Consider the following 17,193-nt stretch of genomic DNA (forward strand, 5'->3'; position numbering starts at 1 on the left):
CTGTAGGAGCTGCGTAAGCTGCGACCGTGGCCTTGCCGCATTCGGATGACGTCCGGGGAGCCCTGTGCCGCTGTTGTCGCAGCGCCTACAGGAAACGCGGGGTCACTCGTCGTCCGGCGGGGGCGGCAGGTCGCGCAGCAGGTTCTCGATGCGCTCGCCGCGGTCGACGGAATCGTCGTAGTGGAAATGCAGCTCGGGCACGTGGCGCATCTTGACCCGACGCGCCAGTTCCATGCGCAAGCCCCAGGCCAGTTCCTTCAGGCCCTTCACGGCTTCCACGGAACGCTCGGGCATCAGGGCGGTGACGAACACCTTGGCGTGCGCCATGTCACGGGTGACTTCCACGTCGGACACGCTGACCGACGGCAGGCCGTGCTCGCGCACGGCCTCGTGCACCAGCGTGCCCAGCTCGCGACGGAGCTGGGCGGAGACGCGGTCGGTGCGGTGGAACGACTTGGTCGGCATGATCAGAGCGTGCGCTGCACTTCGATGCGCTCGAAGCACTCGATCTGGTCGCCCGGCTGGACGTCGTTGTAGGCCTTCACGCCGATGCCGCACTCGGTGCCGTTGCGCACCTCGTCGACGTTCTCCTTGAAGCGGCGCAGCGATTCCAGTTCGCCCTCGAACACCACCGTGCTGGCGCGCAGCACGCGGATCGGCTTGTTCCGCTTGACCGTGCCCTCGACCACCATGCAGCCCGCGACCGCGCCGAACTTGGAGCTGCGGAAGACGTCGCGCACTTCGGCGATGCCGATGATCTCTTCGCGGATCTCCACGCCCAGCAGACCGGAGGCCACCTGCTTCACCTGGTCGATCACGTCATAGATGATCGAGAAGTAGCGCAGGTCCACGCCGGCGGCTTCGATGATGCGACGCGCGGAGGCGTCGGCACGCACGTTGAAGCCGATGACGGTGGCCTTGGAGGTGACTGCGGAGTTGGCGTCGGACTCGGTGATGCCGCCCACGCCGGAGTGGATGATGTTGATGCGGATCGATTCGTTGGACAGCGCGGTCAGCGAATGACGCAGCGCCTCCACCGAACCCTGCACGTCGGCCTTGATGATCAGGTTGAGGCTGAGCTGGCCTTCGCCCTTGCCCAGCTGCGCCATGATGTCTTCCATGCGGCTGCCGGCGGACTGCACCAGGCGCGATTCGCGGCGCTTGGTGTCGCGCTGCTGCGCCACGTCCTTGGCCAGGCGCTCGTCCTCGACCACGACGAAATCATCGCCAGCCTCGGGCACGCCGGACAGACCCAGCACCTGCACGGGGATGGACGGGCCGGCCGACGGTGGCTGTGCGCCGGTCTCGTCGAACAGCGCACGCACGCGGCCGTACTGGACACCGCAGACCAGGTAGTCGCCCTTCTTCAGCGTGCCCTGCTGCACCAGCACCGTCGCAACCGGGCCACGGCCCTTGTCCAGCGAGGATTCGATGACCACACCGCTGGCGCGGCCGTCTTCGACCGACTTCAGTTCCAGCAGTTCGGCCTGGATGGAGATGGCGTCCAGCAGGTTGTCCACGCCCTGGCCCGTCTTGGCCGAGATCTCGACCATCTGGGTGTCGCCACCGAAATCTTCGGCGACCACTTCCTCGGCCAGCAGCTCGTTCTTCACGCGCAGTGGGTCGGCGTCGGACTTGTCGATCTTGTTCACCGCCACGATCAGCGGCACCTTGGCCGCCTTGGCGTGCTGGATGGCTTCGCGGGTCTGCGGCATGACGCCGTCGTCGGCCGCGACCACCAGCACCACGATGTCGGTCAGCTTGGCGCCACGGGCACGCATCGCGGTGAACGCGGCGTGGCCCGGGGTATCGAGGAAGCTGATGACGCCCTTCGGCGTTTCCACGTGGTACGCGCCGATGTGCTGGGTGATGCCGCCGGCTTCGCCGCTGGCGATCTTGGTGCGGCGGATGTAGTCCAGCAGCGAGGTCTTGCCGTGGTCGACGTGGCCCATGATGGTGACCACCGGGGGACGCGCGACCTTTTCGCCCTGCTGTTCTTCCGAATGCGCCAGCAGCTCGTTCTCGACGTCGTTGGCGTCGGCACGGACAGCCTTGTGGCCCAGCTCCTCGGTGATCAGCGCGGCGGTGTCGTGGTCGATGGACTGGGTAATGGTGGCCATCACGCCCATCTTGAACAGGGCCTTCACCACGTCGCCACCCTTCAGCGCGAGCTTCTGCGCCAGGTCGGCCACGGTAATGGTCTCGCCGATCGCCACTTCGCGCACGATCGGCGCGGTCGGACGCTCGAAGCCATGCGCACCGCCGCCACCGCGGCTCTGCTCATGACGGCGCGGCGGCTTGGGCTTGCCGCGGGAAGCGCCGCGACGGGCACGGTCGGCGGCGGACAGGTGCAACTGGCCGGCGAAGCGGCTGGTGTTGTCGTCGTCTTCGACGCCGGCCACCATCGCATGCGAGCCACGGGTCTTGTGCTTGGCGGCCGCGGCATTGTTGCGGTCGTCGGTACGCGGCGGATCCTTGCGCACGACCATCTTGGGCACGTGGTGGCCCGGGGTCGCAGGCTTCGCCGGGCGCGCGGGTTCGTCACCGTCCACGGCGACGGCACCGGCGGCCAGTGCCGCTGCCTCGGCATCGGCCTGCGCACGCGCGGCCTCCGCTTCGGCGCGTGCGGCGGCTTCTTCCTGCCGGCGACGCTCGAGCTCTTCGGCGCGCTTGGCGTCTTCCTGGGCCAGCCGCTGCTGTTCGTCGAGGTTGCGCTGGCGGGATTCTTCCAGCTTGCGCAGGATCTCGGCGCGTTCCGGATCCGGTTCGTTCTGCCAGTTGGTGCTGACGGATTCGGCGTCGGTCGGCTTCACGTAGGTGCGCTTCTGGCGCACTTCCACGTTCACCGTGGTCTTGCTGCGGCCGGCCGCGACGGTCACTTCCTGCACCTTGCGGCGGTTCAGCGTGATCTTCTTCGACCCGACATCATCCGCGGCGGCATCGCTCTTGCCGTGGGAACGCTTGAGGAAGCCGAGCAGCTTCACTTTTTCCATGCTGGTCACGACCTGGTCGGGACCGCTGAAGCTCATCCCGGCCTCGGCCAGTTGCTCCAGGAGTTTCTCGACCGGCGTATTGACCAGTTCAGCGAGCTTGCGGATGGTGGTTTGCTGCGACATTCGGATCCTAGGTTGGGTGTTGCGCCCCCCCGGTGGTGGTGGGGCAACCCTTTTCAAGAGGGGGAATTCTAAGCCCTGCGGGTGCCAGGGCGGTGTTCATGGGTGGCTCATGCGCCGCGTCCCAGGCGGGCCGGGGCGGCGCTCATGCGCCGCGCTCCAAACGAGCGATCTCTTCGGCACGGGCGGCCAGGATCAGCGCCGCGGCGCGGCTCTCGTCCAGTCCTTCGATGCCGAATTCGACCACTTCGTCGGCGGCCAGGTCGGACAGGTCCTCGCTGGTACGGACGCCATGCGAGGCCAGCGCGAACGCCGTCTCTTCGTCCATGCCTTCCAGCGCCAGCAGGTCCTCGGCCGGATGGTCGTCCTCCAGGCCCTCTTCCTCGGCCAGCGCCTCGTTCAGCAGCGCGTCGCGGGCGCGCGAGCGCAGTTCCTCGACGATGTCCTCGTCGAAGCCCTCGACAGCCAGCAGTTCGCCGACCGGCACGTAGGCGATTTCCTCGACCGTGCTGAAGCCCTCGGCGACCAGGATGGCGGCGATTTCCTCGTCCACTTCCAGCTTGTCCATGAACAGCTGGCGGGCGACGGCCTGTTCGGCCTCGCTCTTGGCCTGCACCTGGTCGGCGGTCATGACGTTGAGCTGCCAGCCCGTCAGGCGGCTGGCCAGGCGCACGTTCTGGCCGCCCTTGCCGATCGCCTGTGCCAGGCGGTCTTCCGCCACGGCCAGGTCCATCGAATGCTTCTCTTCATCGACGATGATCGACTGCACTTCCGCCGGTGCCATCGCGTTGATGACGAAGGTGGCCGGGTTGTCGTTCCACAGCACGATATCCACCCGCTCGCCGTTCAGCTCGTTGCTCACGGCCTGCACGCGCGAACCGCGCATGCCGATGCAGGCGCCGATGGGATCGGTGCGGGTGTCGTGCGCGAGCACGGCGATCTTGGCGCGGTCGCCCGGATCGCGTGCACAGGCCTTGATCTCGACCAGGCCCTGGCCCACTTCCGGCACTTCCAGCTTGAACAGCTCGATCATGAACTCCGGTGCGGCGCGGCTGATGAACAGCTGCGGGCCGCGCGGTTCGTAGCGCACGTCGAACAGGTAGCCACGGACGCGGTCGCCAGCGCGCAGCACGTCGCGCGGGATGCCCTTGTCCTTCGGGATGAAGGCCTCGGCGTTGCCGCCCAGGTCCACGTAGATGTTGCCGCGCTCGGCGCGCTTGACCACGCCGGTAACCAGTTCGCCCACGCGGTCCTTCCAGGCATCGACCACCTGCGCGCGCTCGGCTTCGCGCACGCGCTGCACGATGACCTGCTTGGCGGCCTGCGCGGCGATGCGGCCGAAATCCGGGTTCTCGATCTTCTCTTCGATCCAGTCGCCCACTTCGGCGCCTTCGGCTTCGTCCTCGGCATCCATCAGGCGGATCTGGCGGTCCGGCGACTCCATCACCACGTCATCGGCCACCACTTCCCAGCGGCGGAACGTCTCGTAGCTGCCGTCCTTGTGGTCGATGGTGACGCGCACCTGCACGTCCTGGTCCATGTAGCGCTTCTTGGCGGCGGACGCCAGGGCGGCCTCGATGGCATCGAAGATGACTTCGCGCGGCACGCCCTTTTCGTTGGCCACCGCATCCACGACCAGCAACAATTCCTTACTCATTGATCACTCCGCGCGCGGCTTGCGGGCCGCCGGTTGGTTGGGTTTTTTCTTGGCTTTTCTGGCCGGTGCGCGCTTGGCGTCCCCAGCCTTGGCACCGGCCTTGCGGCCGCCACCGGGTTTCTCGGGCGCCAGGCCCAGCGCCGCCCAGTCGGGGACCAGGCGCGCCTTGTCGATATTATCGAACGCCACCGTCATTTCGGCGTCGTCCACGGTGAACACGATGTCCTCGCCTTCGATACGGCTGATCGCGCCCTGCAGACGGCGACGACGATCCTGCGGCAGCTTGAGCACCACCTTGGCCGTCTCGCCCAGGAAGCGGGCGAAGTGGGCCAGTTCGAACAGCGGCCGGTCCACGCCGGGCGAGGACACTTCCAGCGTGTAGTTGCCGGTGATGGGATCCTCCACGTCCAGCTGCGCCGAGACTTCACGGCTCACCGCCTCGCAGTCCTCGACGTTGACGTGGCGCGTATCGCGCTCGGCTTCCTGCACATCGATATACAGGCGCAACGTGGCGCTGCCGGGAGCCGGCAGGTACTCGATGCCCAGCAGCTCCAGGCCCAGGGCCTGGACCGTCGGTGCCAGCAGGTTGGCGATGTGGTTGGCCTTCTCGCTCACGGATTCGATGCCGATGGTTTGGTAGTGCCGTGCGTATCGCTGAAACAAACAAGGGGCCCGATGGGCCCCTTGTCCGATACGCTGGATGTCGGTGCAACGACGGGAACATGCGTCGTTGCGTGCCCAGGTTTTTCGTCGGCCGCCTGTACTCAGGCGGCCTCGGACAAACATGGTAGCGGGGGCAGGATTTGAACCTGCGACCTTCGGGTTATGAGCCCGACGAGCTGCCAGACTGCTCCACCCCGCAGCAGAAGCGAAATTATGATGAATACGCCGGTGCATTGCAAGCCTTGTGATGCACCAACTTGAAACATCGCGTTCATCACGCGCCGCCGGCAGGACCTCGCCGACGGAAACTCCGGCGACCCGCGCCTCAGCCGGCGAATGCCAGCTTGCACCACGCCATGATCGGATTCCACGCGACACCCAGCGCGAGCAGCGCAAGCGCGTTCACGCCGAACACCACCGGCACCACGCGATCGGCGCGCGGCGGCGGAATCTCGCCGACCGGCTCGTCGAAGTACATCACCTTGATCACGCGCAGGTAGTAGAAGGCGCCGATGACCGCGCACAGCACGCCGACGATGGCCAGCCACAGGAAGCCGCCGTTGACCGCCGCGCCCAGCACGACCAGCTTGGCCCAGAAGCCGAGGAAAGGCGGTACGCCGGCCAGGGACGCCATCACGCACAGCACCAGGCCCGCCTGCCACGGATTGCGCGCATTCAGGCCCTTGAAGTCGTCGATCCTGTCAGCCTCGAAGCCCTGGCGCGACAGCACGATGATCGCGCCGAACGCCGCCGCCGACATGATCGCGTAGCTGATCGCGTAGAACAGTGCTGCCGAGTACCCCGTCTCCCCGCCGCCAGCGAAGCCGACCAGCAGGAAGCCGACGTGCGACACCGTGGAGTACGCCAGCATGCGCTTCAGGTTGGTCTGCGCGATGGCGATCACGTTGCCGATCACCAGCGACGCCGCCGCCAGTCCCGCCAGCAGCCATTGCCACTGTGCCGCGGCCGGGCCCACGCCATCCTGCAGCAGGCGGAATGCCATGCCGAACGCAGCGAGCTTCGGTGCCGCACTGATGAACAGCGTCACCGGCGTCGAGGCGCCCTGGTAGACGTCGGGCAGCCACATGTGGAACGGCGCCGCGCCCAGCTTGAAGGCCACACCCGCCACCATGAACACCACGCCGGTCAGCAACAGCATGCGCTGCTCACCGCCGCCTGCCAGTGCCGCGCCCGTGGCATCGAAGATCGCCGGCAACTGCAGCGAACCGGTCGCGCCGTACACCAGCGACATGCCATACAACAGCAGGCCGGACGCCAGCGAACCCAGCACGATGTACTTCATCGCCGCTTCGGTCGCCAGGCCGTCGTCGCGGTTCAGCGCCACCAGCGCATAGGAACATAGCGCCAGCAGCTCCAGCCCCAGATAGACCATCACCAGGCTGCCGGCCGATACCATCACCATCATGCCGGCGGTGGCGAACATCACCAGTACGGGCGCCTCGCCCGGATACAGGTTGCGCTCGCGCAGGTAGGGCCAGCCGTAGACCAGCGACAACGCGCTGACGGCGACGATCACGACCTTGCTGACATCGGCCAGCGTGTCGCGCACGAACATGCCGCTGAACACGCTGCCCTGCCCGCCCACACCGGTCGCCAGCATCCAGACCACCGCGACCATGACGACCAGCGCCAGAGCGTGGGTGATGATGCGGCGGGAGCTGTCGAGGAACAGGTCCAGCATCAGCAGCGCGAACGCGCCCGCGATCAGGGTGAGCTCCGGCAGCAGCGGCTGCAGGTCGGCGGCGGAGATGGGCATCGGCGTCGTCATCGTTCTTCCTTACAGCTTGCTGTTGGCGAGCTGCATCGCCAGTTGCGCGATCGACGGCTCCATCAGGTCCGTCAGCGGCTTGGGATACACACCCAGCGCCAGTACGCAGACGGCGAACCCGCCCAGTACCAACGCCTCGCGCAGGGACACGTCCTTCAGCTCGGCCACATGGGCATTGGCCACGTCGCCGAGGATCACGCGCTTGACCAGCCACAGCGTATAGGCCGCACCGATCACCAGCGTGGTGGCGGCGAAGAAGGCGATCAGCGGATGCTGCTGGAAGCTGGCCAGGATGACCATGAACTCGCCGACGAAGCCGCTGGTGCCCGGCAGGCCGGAGTTGGCCATGCCGAACAGGATGAAGAAGGCGCCGAACCACGGCATCGTGTTGATGACCCCGCCGTAGTCCTTGATCATGCGGGTGTGCATGCGGTCGTAGAGCACGCCGACGCAGGTGAACATCGCGCCGGAGATGAAGCCGTGGCTGATCATCTGCACCATCGCGCCCTGCAGGCCCAGGCGCGCGCCGTCCAGGTTGCCGTAGTCGCGTACCAGGCTGAAGGCGATGAAGATGCCGAGGGTGACGAAGCCCATGTGCGAGACCGACGAATAGGCGATCAGCTTCTTCATGTCGTCCTGCACCAGCGCCACCAGGCCCACGTAGACCACGGCGATCAGCGACAGCACGATGACGAACGTCGCCCACTCGTGGCCAGCATCCGGCACGATCGGCAGGCTGAAGCGCAGCAGGCCGTAGCCACCGATCTTCAGTGCGATGGCCGCCAGGATCACCGAACCGGCAGTCGGCGCCTCGACGTGCGCGTCCGGTAGCCAGGTGTGCACCGGGAACATCGGGATCTTCACCGCGAATGCGATCAGGAACGCGAAGAACAGCCAAGTCTGTTCCTTCGCCGTCAGCGGCATCGCGTACAGGTCGGCCAGCTGGAAGCTGCCACCCTTGATGTACAGATACACCAGGCCGACCAGCATCAGCACCGAGCCAAGGAACGTGTACAGGAAGAACTTCAGCGAGGCATAAATACGGCGCGGACCGCCCCAGACACCGATGATCAGGAACATCGGGATCAGCATTGCCTCGAAGAACACGTAGAACAGGACCGCGTCGCTGGCGGCGAAGATGCCGTTGGTCAGGCCTTCCAGGATCAGGAACGCGGCCACGTACTGCGCCACGCGCTTGTTCACCGAGCCCCACGCGCCGGCAAGCGTCAGCACGGTGATCAGCGTGTTGAGCAGCAGCAGCGCCACCGCGATGCCGTCGGCGCCGAGGTTGTAGTGGATGTCGAAACTGGGGATCCACGCATGGTTTTCGACGAACTGCAGGCCCGGGTTGGCGTAGTCGAACCCGGTCAGCAGCCCGACGCTGAAGACGAAGGTCAGCACCGCCACCGCGAAGCCCAGCCAGCGGGCCGCATCCGCGCGGGCATTGCCCAGCGCGAGCACCAGCGCGCCACCCAGGATGGGCAGCCAGATCAGAACACTAAGCAGGGGCCAGTTCGACACGTTGTGTTATCCGTTGAGTTCTTCGCCAGGACGATCCGCCGGAGCGGCGGCGTCAGGTCGTTACTGCCAAAACTTGATGACGACGCCCAACAGCAGGATCAGGCCGACGATCATCGCGAACGCGTAGTGGTACAGGTAGCCGGACTGGGTCTTGCGCAGCAGGTGCGCGCCCAGGTCGACCAGCTTGGCCGTGCCGTTCACCGCCGCGCCGTCGATCACGTGGCTGTCGAAGGCACGGGACGCCTTGCCCAGTTTCACGCCACCGCCGGCAAAGCCGTTGATCCAGAGGTGGTCGGCCCAGTACTTCTTGTCCAGGATGTTGGTCAGGAAGGCGCCGACCGTGCTGTTGCGGACCTTGCCCGGCAGTTCCGGCTTGAACAGGTACAGGAAGGTCGCGAGGACGAAGCCCCCCAGCGCCAACCAGAACGGCGGCATCTTCATGCCATGCACGGCGAATTCCCACGGACTGTGGAACTCTGCCTTCAATGCCATCACGGTGTCGCGCGGCGACAGGGCCAGATTCGGATCGATCCGCAGGAAGTCGATCGCGCCGAGGAAGAACGGCGTCGCTTCGTGGTGACCCGTCCAGTCGGTGCCGAACAACATCGGGCCGATGGTGAAGAAACCGATCAGGATCGACGGAATCGCCAGCAGCACCAGCGGCACCGTCACCACCCAGGGAGACTCATGCGGCTCATGCGCGCCGTGGTGGCCGTGATCGTCGTGACCATGGTCATCGTGGGCATGGTCGTGATGGGCATCGTGGCCATGGCCATGATCCGCATGCGCGTCACGGAAACGCTCCTTGCCATGGAACGTCAGGTACAGCAGCCGGAAGCTGTAGAAGCTGGTGACGAAGACGCCCAACAGCACCGCCCAGTAACCATAGTTGGCGATCCACTCGCTCGGCCCCTGGTATCCCTGCGCGGCCATGACGCCCATCTCGGCCACTTCCTTGCCCACCTCGTGCGCCACGTGCTGGTGGTGCTTGGCGGCCTCGATGATGGTGTCCTTCGAGTAGAACCCGGAGAAGAACGGCGTGCCGACCAGCGCCAGCGTGCCGATCAGGCTGGTGATCCAGGTGATGGGCATGTACTTGCGCAGGCCGCCCATCTTCCGCATGTCCTGCTCGTGGTGCATGCCGATGATGACCGAGCCGGCCGCCAGGAACAGCAGCGCCTTGAAGAAGGCGTGCGTCATCAGGTGGAACACCGCGGCCGAGTATGCCGACACGCCCAGCGCCACCGTCATATAGCCCAGCTGCGACAGCGTGGAATACGCCACGACACGCTTGATGTCGTTCTGCACGATGCCGATCAGGCCGGTGAACAATGCGGTCGTCGCGCCGATGAAGAGCACGAAGTCCAGAGCCGTCTGCGACAGCTCGAACAGCGGCGACATGCGCGCCACCATGAAGATGCCGGCGGTGACCATCGTGGCCGCATGGATCAGCGCAGAGATCGGCGTGGGGCCTTCCATCGAATCAGGCAACCAGACATGCAACGGCACCTGCGCCGACTTGCCCATCGCGCCGATGAACAGGCAGATGCAGGTCAGCGTGGCCATCGACCAGATCACCGGCTGGTCGAGCACCTGCCAGGTTTCGCCGAACAGGGTGAGCGCGCCGGACCAGACCGGCACGGCCTTGCCGGCCAGCATCGGCGAGTTGGCGAACACGGTGGCGTAGTCCAGGGTGCCGAACATCAGCAGTACGCAGCCGATACCGAGCAGGAAGCCGAAATCGCCGACGCGGTTGACCAGGAACGCCTTCATGTTGGCGAAGATCGCCGTCGGACGCTTGAACCAGAAGCCGATCAGCAGGTACGACACCAGGCCCACTGCTTCCCAGCCGAAGAACAGCTGCAGGAAGTTGTTGCTCATCACCAGCATCAGCATGCTGAAGGTGAACAGCGAGATGTAGCTGAAGAACCGCTGATAACCCGGGTCTTCCGCCATGTAGCCGATGGTGTAGATGTGCACCAGCAGCGACACGAAGGTCACCACCACCATCATCATCGCCGTCAGCTTGTCGATCATGAAACCGACGTGGCCGGTGATGTTGCCAACCTCGAAGAAGGTATAGAGGTTCTGGTTGAACGGGGACGCACCCTGCGCCACCAGCTGGTACAGCACCCAGCACGACAGCGCACAGCTGGTCGCCACGCCCAGGATGGTGGCCGTGTGCGCGCCGGCGCGACCGACGAAGCGGCCGAACAGCCCGGCGATGATGCTGCCCAGCAGCGGCGCCAGCACGATCGCCAGCAGCACGTTCTTGGAAAGAAGGACTTCCATACCGGTCATCGGTGCATCAGCCTTTGAGCGTATCGACTTCGGCGACGTTGATCGTGCGCCGGGTGCGGAACAGGGTGACCAGGATCGCCAGGCCGATGGCGGCCTCGGCCGCGGCCACGGTCAGGATGAAGAACACGAAGATCTGGCCGGCGGCGTCGCCCAGTTCGCGCGAGAACGCGACGAAGTTGATGTTGACCGACAGCAGCATCAACTCGATCGACATCAGCAGCACGATGACGTTCTTGCGGTTCAGGAAAATGCCCGCCAGGCTGATGCAGAACAGCACCGCGCCCAGTGCCAGCAGGTGACCGACCGTGATCATGGCGTGCCCTCCCCTTCGCCCGCCGGGGTGGACGGCGCTTCACGCACCGGCTTCTCCGCGGACATCTTGATGATGCGGATGCGATCGCTCGCCTTCACCCGCGACTGCTCACCCGGATCCTGCGTCTTGATGCCGGTGCGCTTGCGCAGCGTCAGCATCACCGCAGCCACCACGGCGACGGTCAGGATGACGGCGGCGAACTCGAACGGCAGCAGGAACTCGGTGAACAGCGTGCGCGCCAGCCACGCCGTGTTGGACACATCGGCAGCAGCCGAGGCGGCGTTGTCCGGGAACGGCGCCGCCATCTTCGCCTTGATGCCGATCAGCACCAGCATCTGCACCAGCATCACGATCGCCACCAGCAAGCCTGCGGGCAGGAACTTGACCCAGCCTTCGCGCAGCGCGTCGACGTCGATGTCGAGCATCATCACCACGAACAGGAACAGCACCATCACCGCGCCCACGTAGACGAGGATCAGGGCGACGCCCAGGAACTCCGCGCCAACCAGCAGCCAGGTGCAGGCCACCGAGAAGAACGTCAGGATGAGGCACAGCACGGCATGCACCGGGTTGCGCACGCTGATCACCGCGCCGGCGGCGACGACCGCGACGGTGGCGAAGGCGTAGAAGCTGATCAAAACCCAATCCATTCTTTGGACCTCAGCGGAAGGCGGCGTCGGCGGCGCGGCGTTCGGCGATTTCGGCTTCCAGCCGGTCGCCAATCGCCAGCAGCTGCGGCTTGGTCACGATGTTCTGGCCACGCTTGTCGAAGTGGTACTCCAGCACGTGCGTTTCTACGATCGAATCCACCGGGCAGCTTTCCTCGCAGAAGCCGCAGTAGATGCACTTGAACAGATCGATGTCGTAGCGCGTGGTACGGCGGGTGCCGTCCTCGCGCGGGGCCGAGTCGATGGTGATGGCCAGCGCCGGGCACACCGCCTCGCACAGCTTGCACGCGATGCAGCGCTCTTCGCCGTTGGGATAGCGGCGCAACGCATGCAGGCCACGGAAACGCGGCGACTGCGGGAACTTCTCCATCGGGTACATCAGCGTGTACTTCGGCTTGAAGGTGTACTTCAGCGTCAGCCACAGGCCCTGCATCAGTTCCAGCAGCATCAGGCTCTTGAAGTAGTGCACAACCTTGTTCATTTACACACCCTTCTCGAACACGCCGAAGAACACCAGCAACGCCGTCACCGCGATCCATGCGATGGTCAGCGGGATGAACACCTTCCAGCCCAGCCGCATGATCTGGTCGTAGCGGTAGCGCGGGAAACTGGCGCGGAACCAGATGTAGGCGCTGGCGAAGAACAGCACCTTCAGCAGCAGCCACGGCCAGCCGCCGGTCCAGATCCAGTTGATCCAGGGCGATACGTCGGCGGTGATCCAGCCCTGCAGCGGGCTCAGCCAGCCGCCCAGGAAGAACAGCGACACCAGGAAACTGACCAGGATCATGTTGGCGTATTCGGCCAGGAAGAACAGCGCGAACGCCGCACCCGAATACTCGACCATATGGCCGGCGACGATTTCCGACTCGCCTTCCACTACGTCGAACGGCGAACGGTTGGTCTCGGCGACGCCGGACACCCAGTACACGATGAACAACGGGAACAGCGGCAGCCAGAACCACTCGAAGAAGCCGGCGTTGCCGGCCTGCGCCATCACGATGTCGGTCAGGTTCAGGCTGCCGGCGGCGATCAGCACGCCCACCAGCGCGAAGCCCATCGCGATCTCGTAGCTGACCACCTGCGCGGCCGAGCGCATCGCGCCGAGGAAGGCGTACTTCGAGTTCGAGGCCCAGCCGGCGATGATGATGCCGTACACACCGAGCGAGGTCATCGCCAGCAGGTACAGCAGGCCGGCGTTCGCGTTCGACAGCACCAGCTGGTAATCGAACGGCACCACCGCCCACGCGGCGAAGGCCGGCGCCAGCGTGATCAGCGGCGCCAGGATGTACATGGTCTTCTGCGCGCTGCTGGGCTGGATGATTTCCTTGAACAGCAGCTTGAAGACGTCGGCGAAGGCCTGGAAGATGCCCATGCCCACGTACATCGGCCCGTGGCGCACGTGCATCCAGCCGATCAGCTTGCGCTCCCACACCACGTAGAACGCGACCGAGATGATCACCGGCATGGCGATCACCAGGATCTTCAGCACGATCCACAGCACCATGCCGATGTCGCCCAGCCCGAAGAACCACTCGCGCAGGGGCCCGACCGCGTTGATCAACAGCTCGTTCATGCGCTCACCACCGTCACGCGTCCGGCGCCCAGCGGCGCCGTGGCACCGTAGCCGCTCTCGATCCAGGCGACGCCCGCGGCGACGCGGACATCCACCACCACCGGCAGCGCGGCCGTGCCGATGCCGTTGCCGACCTTGGCCATCTGGCCTTCGGCGACGCCCGCGGCCTGCGCGTCGGCAGGGTTCAGCACGATGCGGTCACCCACGTTCAGCGGGTGCGCCTGCAGCGCTTCGGCACGGCGGACGGTGCCGTCGATGCGGTAGATCGCCGCGGTGACGGCCAGCTCCAGGCCCTGCCCGTTGCTGGCCGGCGCAGCAGACTTCGCCACGGCGACAGACTTCGCTCCGGCAGCACCGCGTGCGCCGGTGATATCGGTGAACTCGAAGCCGGCGAGTTGCAGTTCCCCGCCCAGTGCGCGCAGCACCTTCCAGCCGTCACGCGCTTCGCCCGGCAGCTTGCCGGCGGCTTGCGTGCGCTGATCCATGCCGTCCAGGTTGGTCAGCGTCGCGTCGATCTCGGGCAACAGTCCGATCGGCAGGATCACGTCGGCCACGTCGCGCGTCGACTTGCAGGCGAAGTGGCTGAACGCCACGACCTTCGCCGACACCAGCGCCTTCGTTGCAGCCGGTGTATCGGCGAAATCCAGGCCCGGCTCGATGCCGTAGATGACATAGGCATTGCGCGGCTCGGCGAACATGCCCGCCACGTCGCGACCGCTAGGCAGCACGCCGTGGCGCGCCAGGCCAAGCGCGTTGGCACCCTGCGGGATGCGGCACAGCGATGCGCCCGTCGCGGCGACGAAGTCAGCAGCGGCACTGCGCAGTGCGGCGGCCTGCGGATGGTTCTCGACGATGCCACCGACGATCACGACCGCGCGGTTGGCGGCCTCGGCGACGTCGCGCAGCGCGGCGTCGTTCAACGCAGCACCGAGCTTAGACGGCGCGACGATGTGCTTGCCGGCGATGCCGAACGCGAAATCGAAGTCGACCGGGTTGACCACGTGCACCTTGGCGCCCTTGCGGACGGCCTTGCGGATGCGCTGGTGCAGCAGCGGTAGCTCATGTCGGATGTTGGTGCCGAACAGCACGATGACATCGGCCTGCTCGATCTCCGCCAGCGGCAGCGCGAACGGTTCCGCCACCGCGCCGTCGGAGAAGTCGCGGTTGTTGATGCGGTGGTCCAGGTTGCCGGTCCCGAGGCCGTCGGCGAGCTTTGCCAGCAGGCCGCCCTCCTCGTTCGACACCGCCGGGTGCACCAGCACGCCGAGGCTGTCGCCCCTGTTCGCGCGCAGGATCTCGGCAGCGGCGGCCAGGCCTTCGGCCCAGGACACTTCGCGCCACTCGCCGTTGACCTTCTGCAGGGGCTTAACCGCGCGGTCATCGGCGTACAAGCCCTGGTGCGAATAGCGGTCGCGGTCGGACAGCCAGCATTCGTTGACGGACTCGTTCTCGCGCGGGACGGTGCGCAGCACCTGGCCGCGGCGCGAGTGGTAGAACACGTTGGAACCCATCGCGTCGTGGAAACCGACGGATTCGCGTGCGATCAATTCCCACGGACGGGCGCGGAACTGGAACACCTTGTTGGTCAGCGCGCCCACCGGGCACACATCGATGACATTGCCGGAGATCTCGGTGGTCAGCGGCTTGCCGTCGTAGGTGCCGATCTGCAGGTTCTCGCCTCGGTACATGCCGCCCAGCTCATAGGTGCCGGCGACGTCCGCGGTGAAGCGTACGCAGCGCGTGCACTGGATGCAGCGGGTCATCTCGGTGGCGACCAGCGGACCAATGTCCTCGTCCGGCACCACGCGCTTGCGTTCCTGGAAGCGACTGACCGAACGGCCGTAACCCAGCGACAGGTCCTGCAACTCGCATTCGCCGCCCTGATCGCAGATCGGGCAGTCCAGCGGATGGTTGATCAGCAGGAATTCCATCACGTTGCGCTGCGACTTCAACGCCTTGTCGCTGCGCGTGGCGATCTTCATACCGTCCATCACCGGCGTGGCACACGCCGGTGCCGGCTTCGGCATCTTCTCGACTTCCACCAGGCACATGCGGCAGTTCGCCGCGATCGGCAGCTTCTCGTGGTAGCAGAAGCGCGGGATCGGGATACCGGCCTTGTCGGCCGCCTGGATGATCATCGAACCCTTGGGCGCGGCCAACTCCTGCCCGTCGATGAAGACGGTGACGTGGTCCGGCGGCAGGTTGGGATTCACGGGCTGCGCACTCACGCGGCCACCTCCAGGTTGGAACGGACCACCGTGCCGTCGCGCTCGTCATCGACGAGGAAACGCTTGTTCACGATCGCGTATTCGAATTCGTGCCAGAAGTGGCGCAGCATGCCCTGCACCGGCCACGCGGCGGCTTCGCCGAACGCGCAGATGGTGTGGCCCTCGATCTGACCCGCAGCGGCACGCAGTGTCTGCAGGTCCTCGAGGGTGGCCTTGTGCTCCGCCACGCGGGTCAGCATGCGGTACATCCAGCCGGTGCCTTCGCGGCACGGCGTGCACTGGCCGCAGCTTTCCTTGTAGTAGAAGCGCGCGATGCGCTGGCACGCACGCACCATGCAGGTGGTGTCGTCCATCACGACGACGGCGCCCGAGCCCAGGCCGGAACCGGCCTTCTGGATGCTGTCGTAGTCCATCGTCAGGCCCATCATCACCTCGCCCGGCAACACCGGCATCGAGGAGCCGCCAGGAATGACCGCCTTGAGCTTGCGGCCTTCGCGCATGCCGCCACACAGCTCGAGCAGCTCGGCAAACGACGTACCCAGGCGGATCTCATGGTTGCCCGGCTTCGCCACATGGCCGGAAACCGAGAAGATCTTGCAGCCGCCGTTGTTGGGCTTGCCCAGGTTCATGAACCACTCGGCGCCGTTGCGCACGATGGCCGGCACCGACGCGTAGGTCTCGGTGTTGTTGATCGTGGTCGGCTTGCCGTACAGGCCGAAGTTGGCCGGGAACGGCGGCTTGAAGCGCGGCTGGCCCTTCTTGCCTTCCAGCGACTCCATCAGCGCGGTTTCTTCGCCGCAGATGTAGGCGCCCGCGCCGAGCGCGTTGTACAGGTCGATGTCCACGCCGGAGCCGAGGATGTTCTTGCCCAGCCAACCGTGCTTGTAGGCTTCAGCGGTCGCTTCTTCCAGATGCTCGAAGGGCTCGTGGTGGAATTCGCCGCGCAGGTAGTTGTAGCCCACGGTCGAACCGGTGGCGTAGCAGGCGATCGCCATGCCTTCGATCACCGCATGCGGGTTGTAGCGCAGGATGTCGCGGTCCTTGGCGGTGCCCGGCTCGGATTCGTCCGAGTTGCAGAGGATGTACTTCTGCATGTCGCCCTTGGGCATGAAGCTCCACTTCAGGCCGGTCGGGAAGCCCGCGCCGCCACGGCCGCGCAGGCCGGACTGCTTGACCATCTCGACGACGTCGGCCGGCGGGATCTTCTCTTCGATGATCCTGCGCAGCGCAGCGTAACCGCCGGTCTTCAGATAGTTCTCATACGACCACGGCTTGTCGAAGTGCAGCGTGGTGTAGACGGCCTGGTGCTCCTTGGGAGCAGGGCCGACCGGGCCGTAGCCCTCTGAGTAGTGTGAGTGGCCTGCCAT

The 17,193-nt window shown here is 65.8% G+C and carries 13 protein-coding genes and 1 tRNA gene; all 14 read right to left on the reverse strand.

The window, feature by feature from the left end; genetic code table 11:
• Positions 1-102: 102 nt before the first annotated feature.
• The 14 genes from rbfA to nuoF all read right to left on the reverse strand — a co-directional run bounded on the left by rbfA (position 103) and on the right by nuoF (position 17,193).
• Positions 103-465 (reverse strand): 30S ribosome-binding factor RbfA, encoded by a 363-nt coding sequence (rbfA, locus tag IB223_RS09250; RefSeq protein WP_192201404.1) that lies wholly within the window; start codon positions 463-465, stop codon positions 103-105.
• Between the two features lie 2 nt (positions 466-467).
• Positions 468-3,116 (reverse strand): translation initiation factor IF-2, encoded by a 2,649-nt coding sequence (gene infB / locus IB223_RS09255; protein WP_192201405.1) that lies wholly within the window; start codon positions 3,114-3,116, stop codon positions 468-470.
• 142 nt (positions 3,117-3,258) lie between these two features.
• The gene (nusA, locus tag IB223_RS09260; protein WP_192201406.1) at positions 3,259-4,770 is read right to left on the reverse strand and encodes a transcription termination factor NusA; all 1,512 of its coding nucleotides are present in this window, start codon (positions 4,768-4,770) and stop codon (positions 3,259-3,261) included.
• Between the two features lie 3 nt (positions 4,771-4,773).
• Positions 4,774-5,385: a ribosome maturation factor RimP gene (gene rimP, locus IB223_RS09265; RefSeq protein WP_192201407.1), complete on the reverse strand. Its 612-nt coding sequence runs from the start codon at positions 5,383-5,385 to the stop codon at positions 4,774-4,776.
• Between the two features lie 170 nt (positions 5,386-5,555).
• A tRNA-Met gene (locus tag IB223_RS09270) sits at positions 5,556-5,632 on the reverse strand.
• A gap of 126 nt (positions 5,633-5,758) precedes the next feature.
• Positions 5,759-7,222, reverse strand: coding sequence for an NADH-quinone oxidoreductase subunit NuoN (gene nuoN / locus IB223_RS09275; RefSeq protein ID WP_192201408.1), 1,464 nt, complete (start codon positions 7,220-7,222; stop codon positions 5,759-5,761).
• 9 nt (positions 7,223-7,231) lie between these two features.
• The gene (locus tag IB223_RS09280; RefSeq protein WP_192201409.1) at positions 7,232-8,743 is read right to left on the reverse strand and encodes an NADH-quinone oxidoreductase subunit M; all 1,512 of its coding nucleotides are present in this window, start codon (positions 8,741-8,743) and stop codon (positions 7,232-7,234) included.
• 60 nt (positions 8,744-8,803) lie between these two features.
• Positions 8,804-11,035, reverse strand: coding sequence for an NADH-quinone oxidoreductase subunit L (nuoL, locus tag IB223_RS09285; RefSeq protein ID WP_192201410.1), 2,232 nt, complete (start codon positions 11,033-11,035; stop codon positions 8,804-8,806).
• A gap of 16 nt (positions 11,036-11,051) precedes the next feature.
• Positions 11,052-11,357, reverse strand: a complete 306-nt coding sequence (gene nuoK, locus IB223_RS09290) for an NADH-quinone oxidoreductase subunit NuoK (protein WP_192201411.1) — start codon at positions 11,355-11,357, stop codon at positions 11,052-11,054.
• Positions 11,354-12,007 (reverse strand): NADH-quinone oxidoreductase subunit J, encoded by a 654-nt coding sequence (locus IB223_RS09295; RefSeq protein WP_192201412.1) that lies wholly within the window; start codon positions 12,005-12,007, stop codon positions 11,354-11,356. The genes nuoK and IB223_RS09295 overlap by 4 nt, the downstream gene beginning before the upstream one ends.
• 10 nt (positions 12,008-12,017) lie before the next feature.
• Entirely contained in the window at positions 12,018-12,506 is a 489-nt protein-coding gene (gene nuoI, locus IB223_RS09300) for an NADH-quinone oxidoreductase subunit NuoI (RefSeq protein ID WP_055943845.1), read from the reverse strand.
• Positions 12,507-13,598 (reverse strand): NADH-quinone oxidoreductase subunit NuoH, encoded by a 1,092-nt coding sequence (gene nuoH / locus IB223_RS09305; RefSeq protein WP_192201413.1) that lies wholly within the window; start codon positions 13,596-13,598, stop codon positions 12,507-12,509. It lies immediately after the preceding gene.
• Entirely contained in the window at positions 13,595-15,826 is a 2,232-nt protein-coding gene (nuoG, locus tag IB223_RS09310) for an NADH-quinone oxidoreductase subunit NuoG (protein WP_192201414.1), read from the reverse strand. Before nuoG ends, nuoH begins: the two co-directional genes overlap by 4 nt.
• A complete protein-coding gene (nuoF, locus tag IB223_RS09315; RefSeq protein WP_192201415.1) occupies positions 15,823-17,193 on the reverse strand; it encodes an NADH-quinone oxidoreductase subunit NuoF in 1,371 nt (456 codons plus the stop codon). Before nuoF ends, nuoG begins: the two co-directional genes overlap by 4 nt.

The sequence above is a fragment of the Pseudoxanthomonas sp. PXM03 genome, from assembly GCF_014852005.1.
Lineage (GTDB): Bacteria > Pseudomonadota > Gammaproteobacteria > Xanthomonadales > Xanthomonadaceae > Pseudoxanthomonas_A.

Excerpts from the sequence above, each read along its gene's own strand:
- rbfA (WP_192201404.1), bottom strand. The coding sequence starts at position 465 with ATGCCGACCAAGTCGTTCCACCGCACCGACCGCGTCTCCGCCCAGCTC.
- infB (WP_192201405.1), bottom strand. The coding sequence starts at position 3,116 with ATGTCGCAGCAAACCACCATCCGCAAGCTCGCTGAACTGGTCAATACG.
- nusA (WP_192201406.1), bottom strand. The coding sequence starts at position 4,770 with ATGAGTAAGGAATTGTTGCTGGTCGTGGATGCGGTGGCCAACGAAAAG.
- nuoN (WP_192201408.1), bottom strand. The coding sequence starts at position 7,222 with ATGACGACGCCGATGCCCATCTCCGCCGCCGACCTGCAGCCGCTGCTG.
- nuoL (WP_192201410.1), bottom strand. The coding sequence starts at position 11,035 with ATGGAAGTCCTTCTTTCCAAGAACGTGCTGCTGGCGATCGTGCTGGCG.
- nuoK (WP_192201411.1), bottom strand. The coding sequence starts at position 11,357 with ATGATCACGGTCGGTCACCTGCTGGCACTGGGCGCGGTGCTGTTCTGC.
- IB223_RS09295 (WP_192201412.1), bottom strand. The coding sequence starts at position 12,007 with ATGGATTGGGTTTTGATCAGCTTCTACGCCTTCGCCACCGTCGCGGTC.
- nuoI (WP_055943845.1), bottom strand. The coding sequence starts at position 12,506 with ATGAACAAGGTTGTGCACTACTTCAAGAGCCTGATGCTGCTGGAACTG.
- nuoH (WP_192201413.1), bottom strand. The coding sequence starts at position 13,598 with ATGAACGAGCTGTTGATCAACGCGGTCGGGCCCCTGCGCGAGTGGTTC.
- nuoF (WP_192201415.1), bottom strand. The coding sequence starts at position 17,193 with ATGGCAGGCCACTCACACTACTCAGAGGGCTACGGCCCGGTCGGCCCT.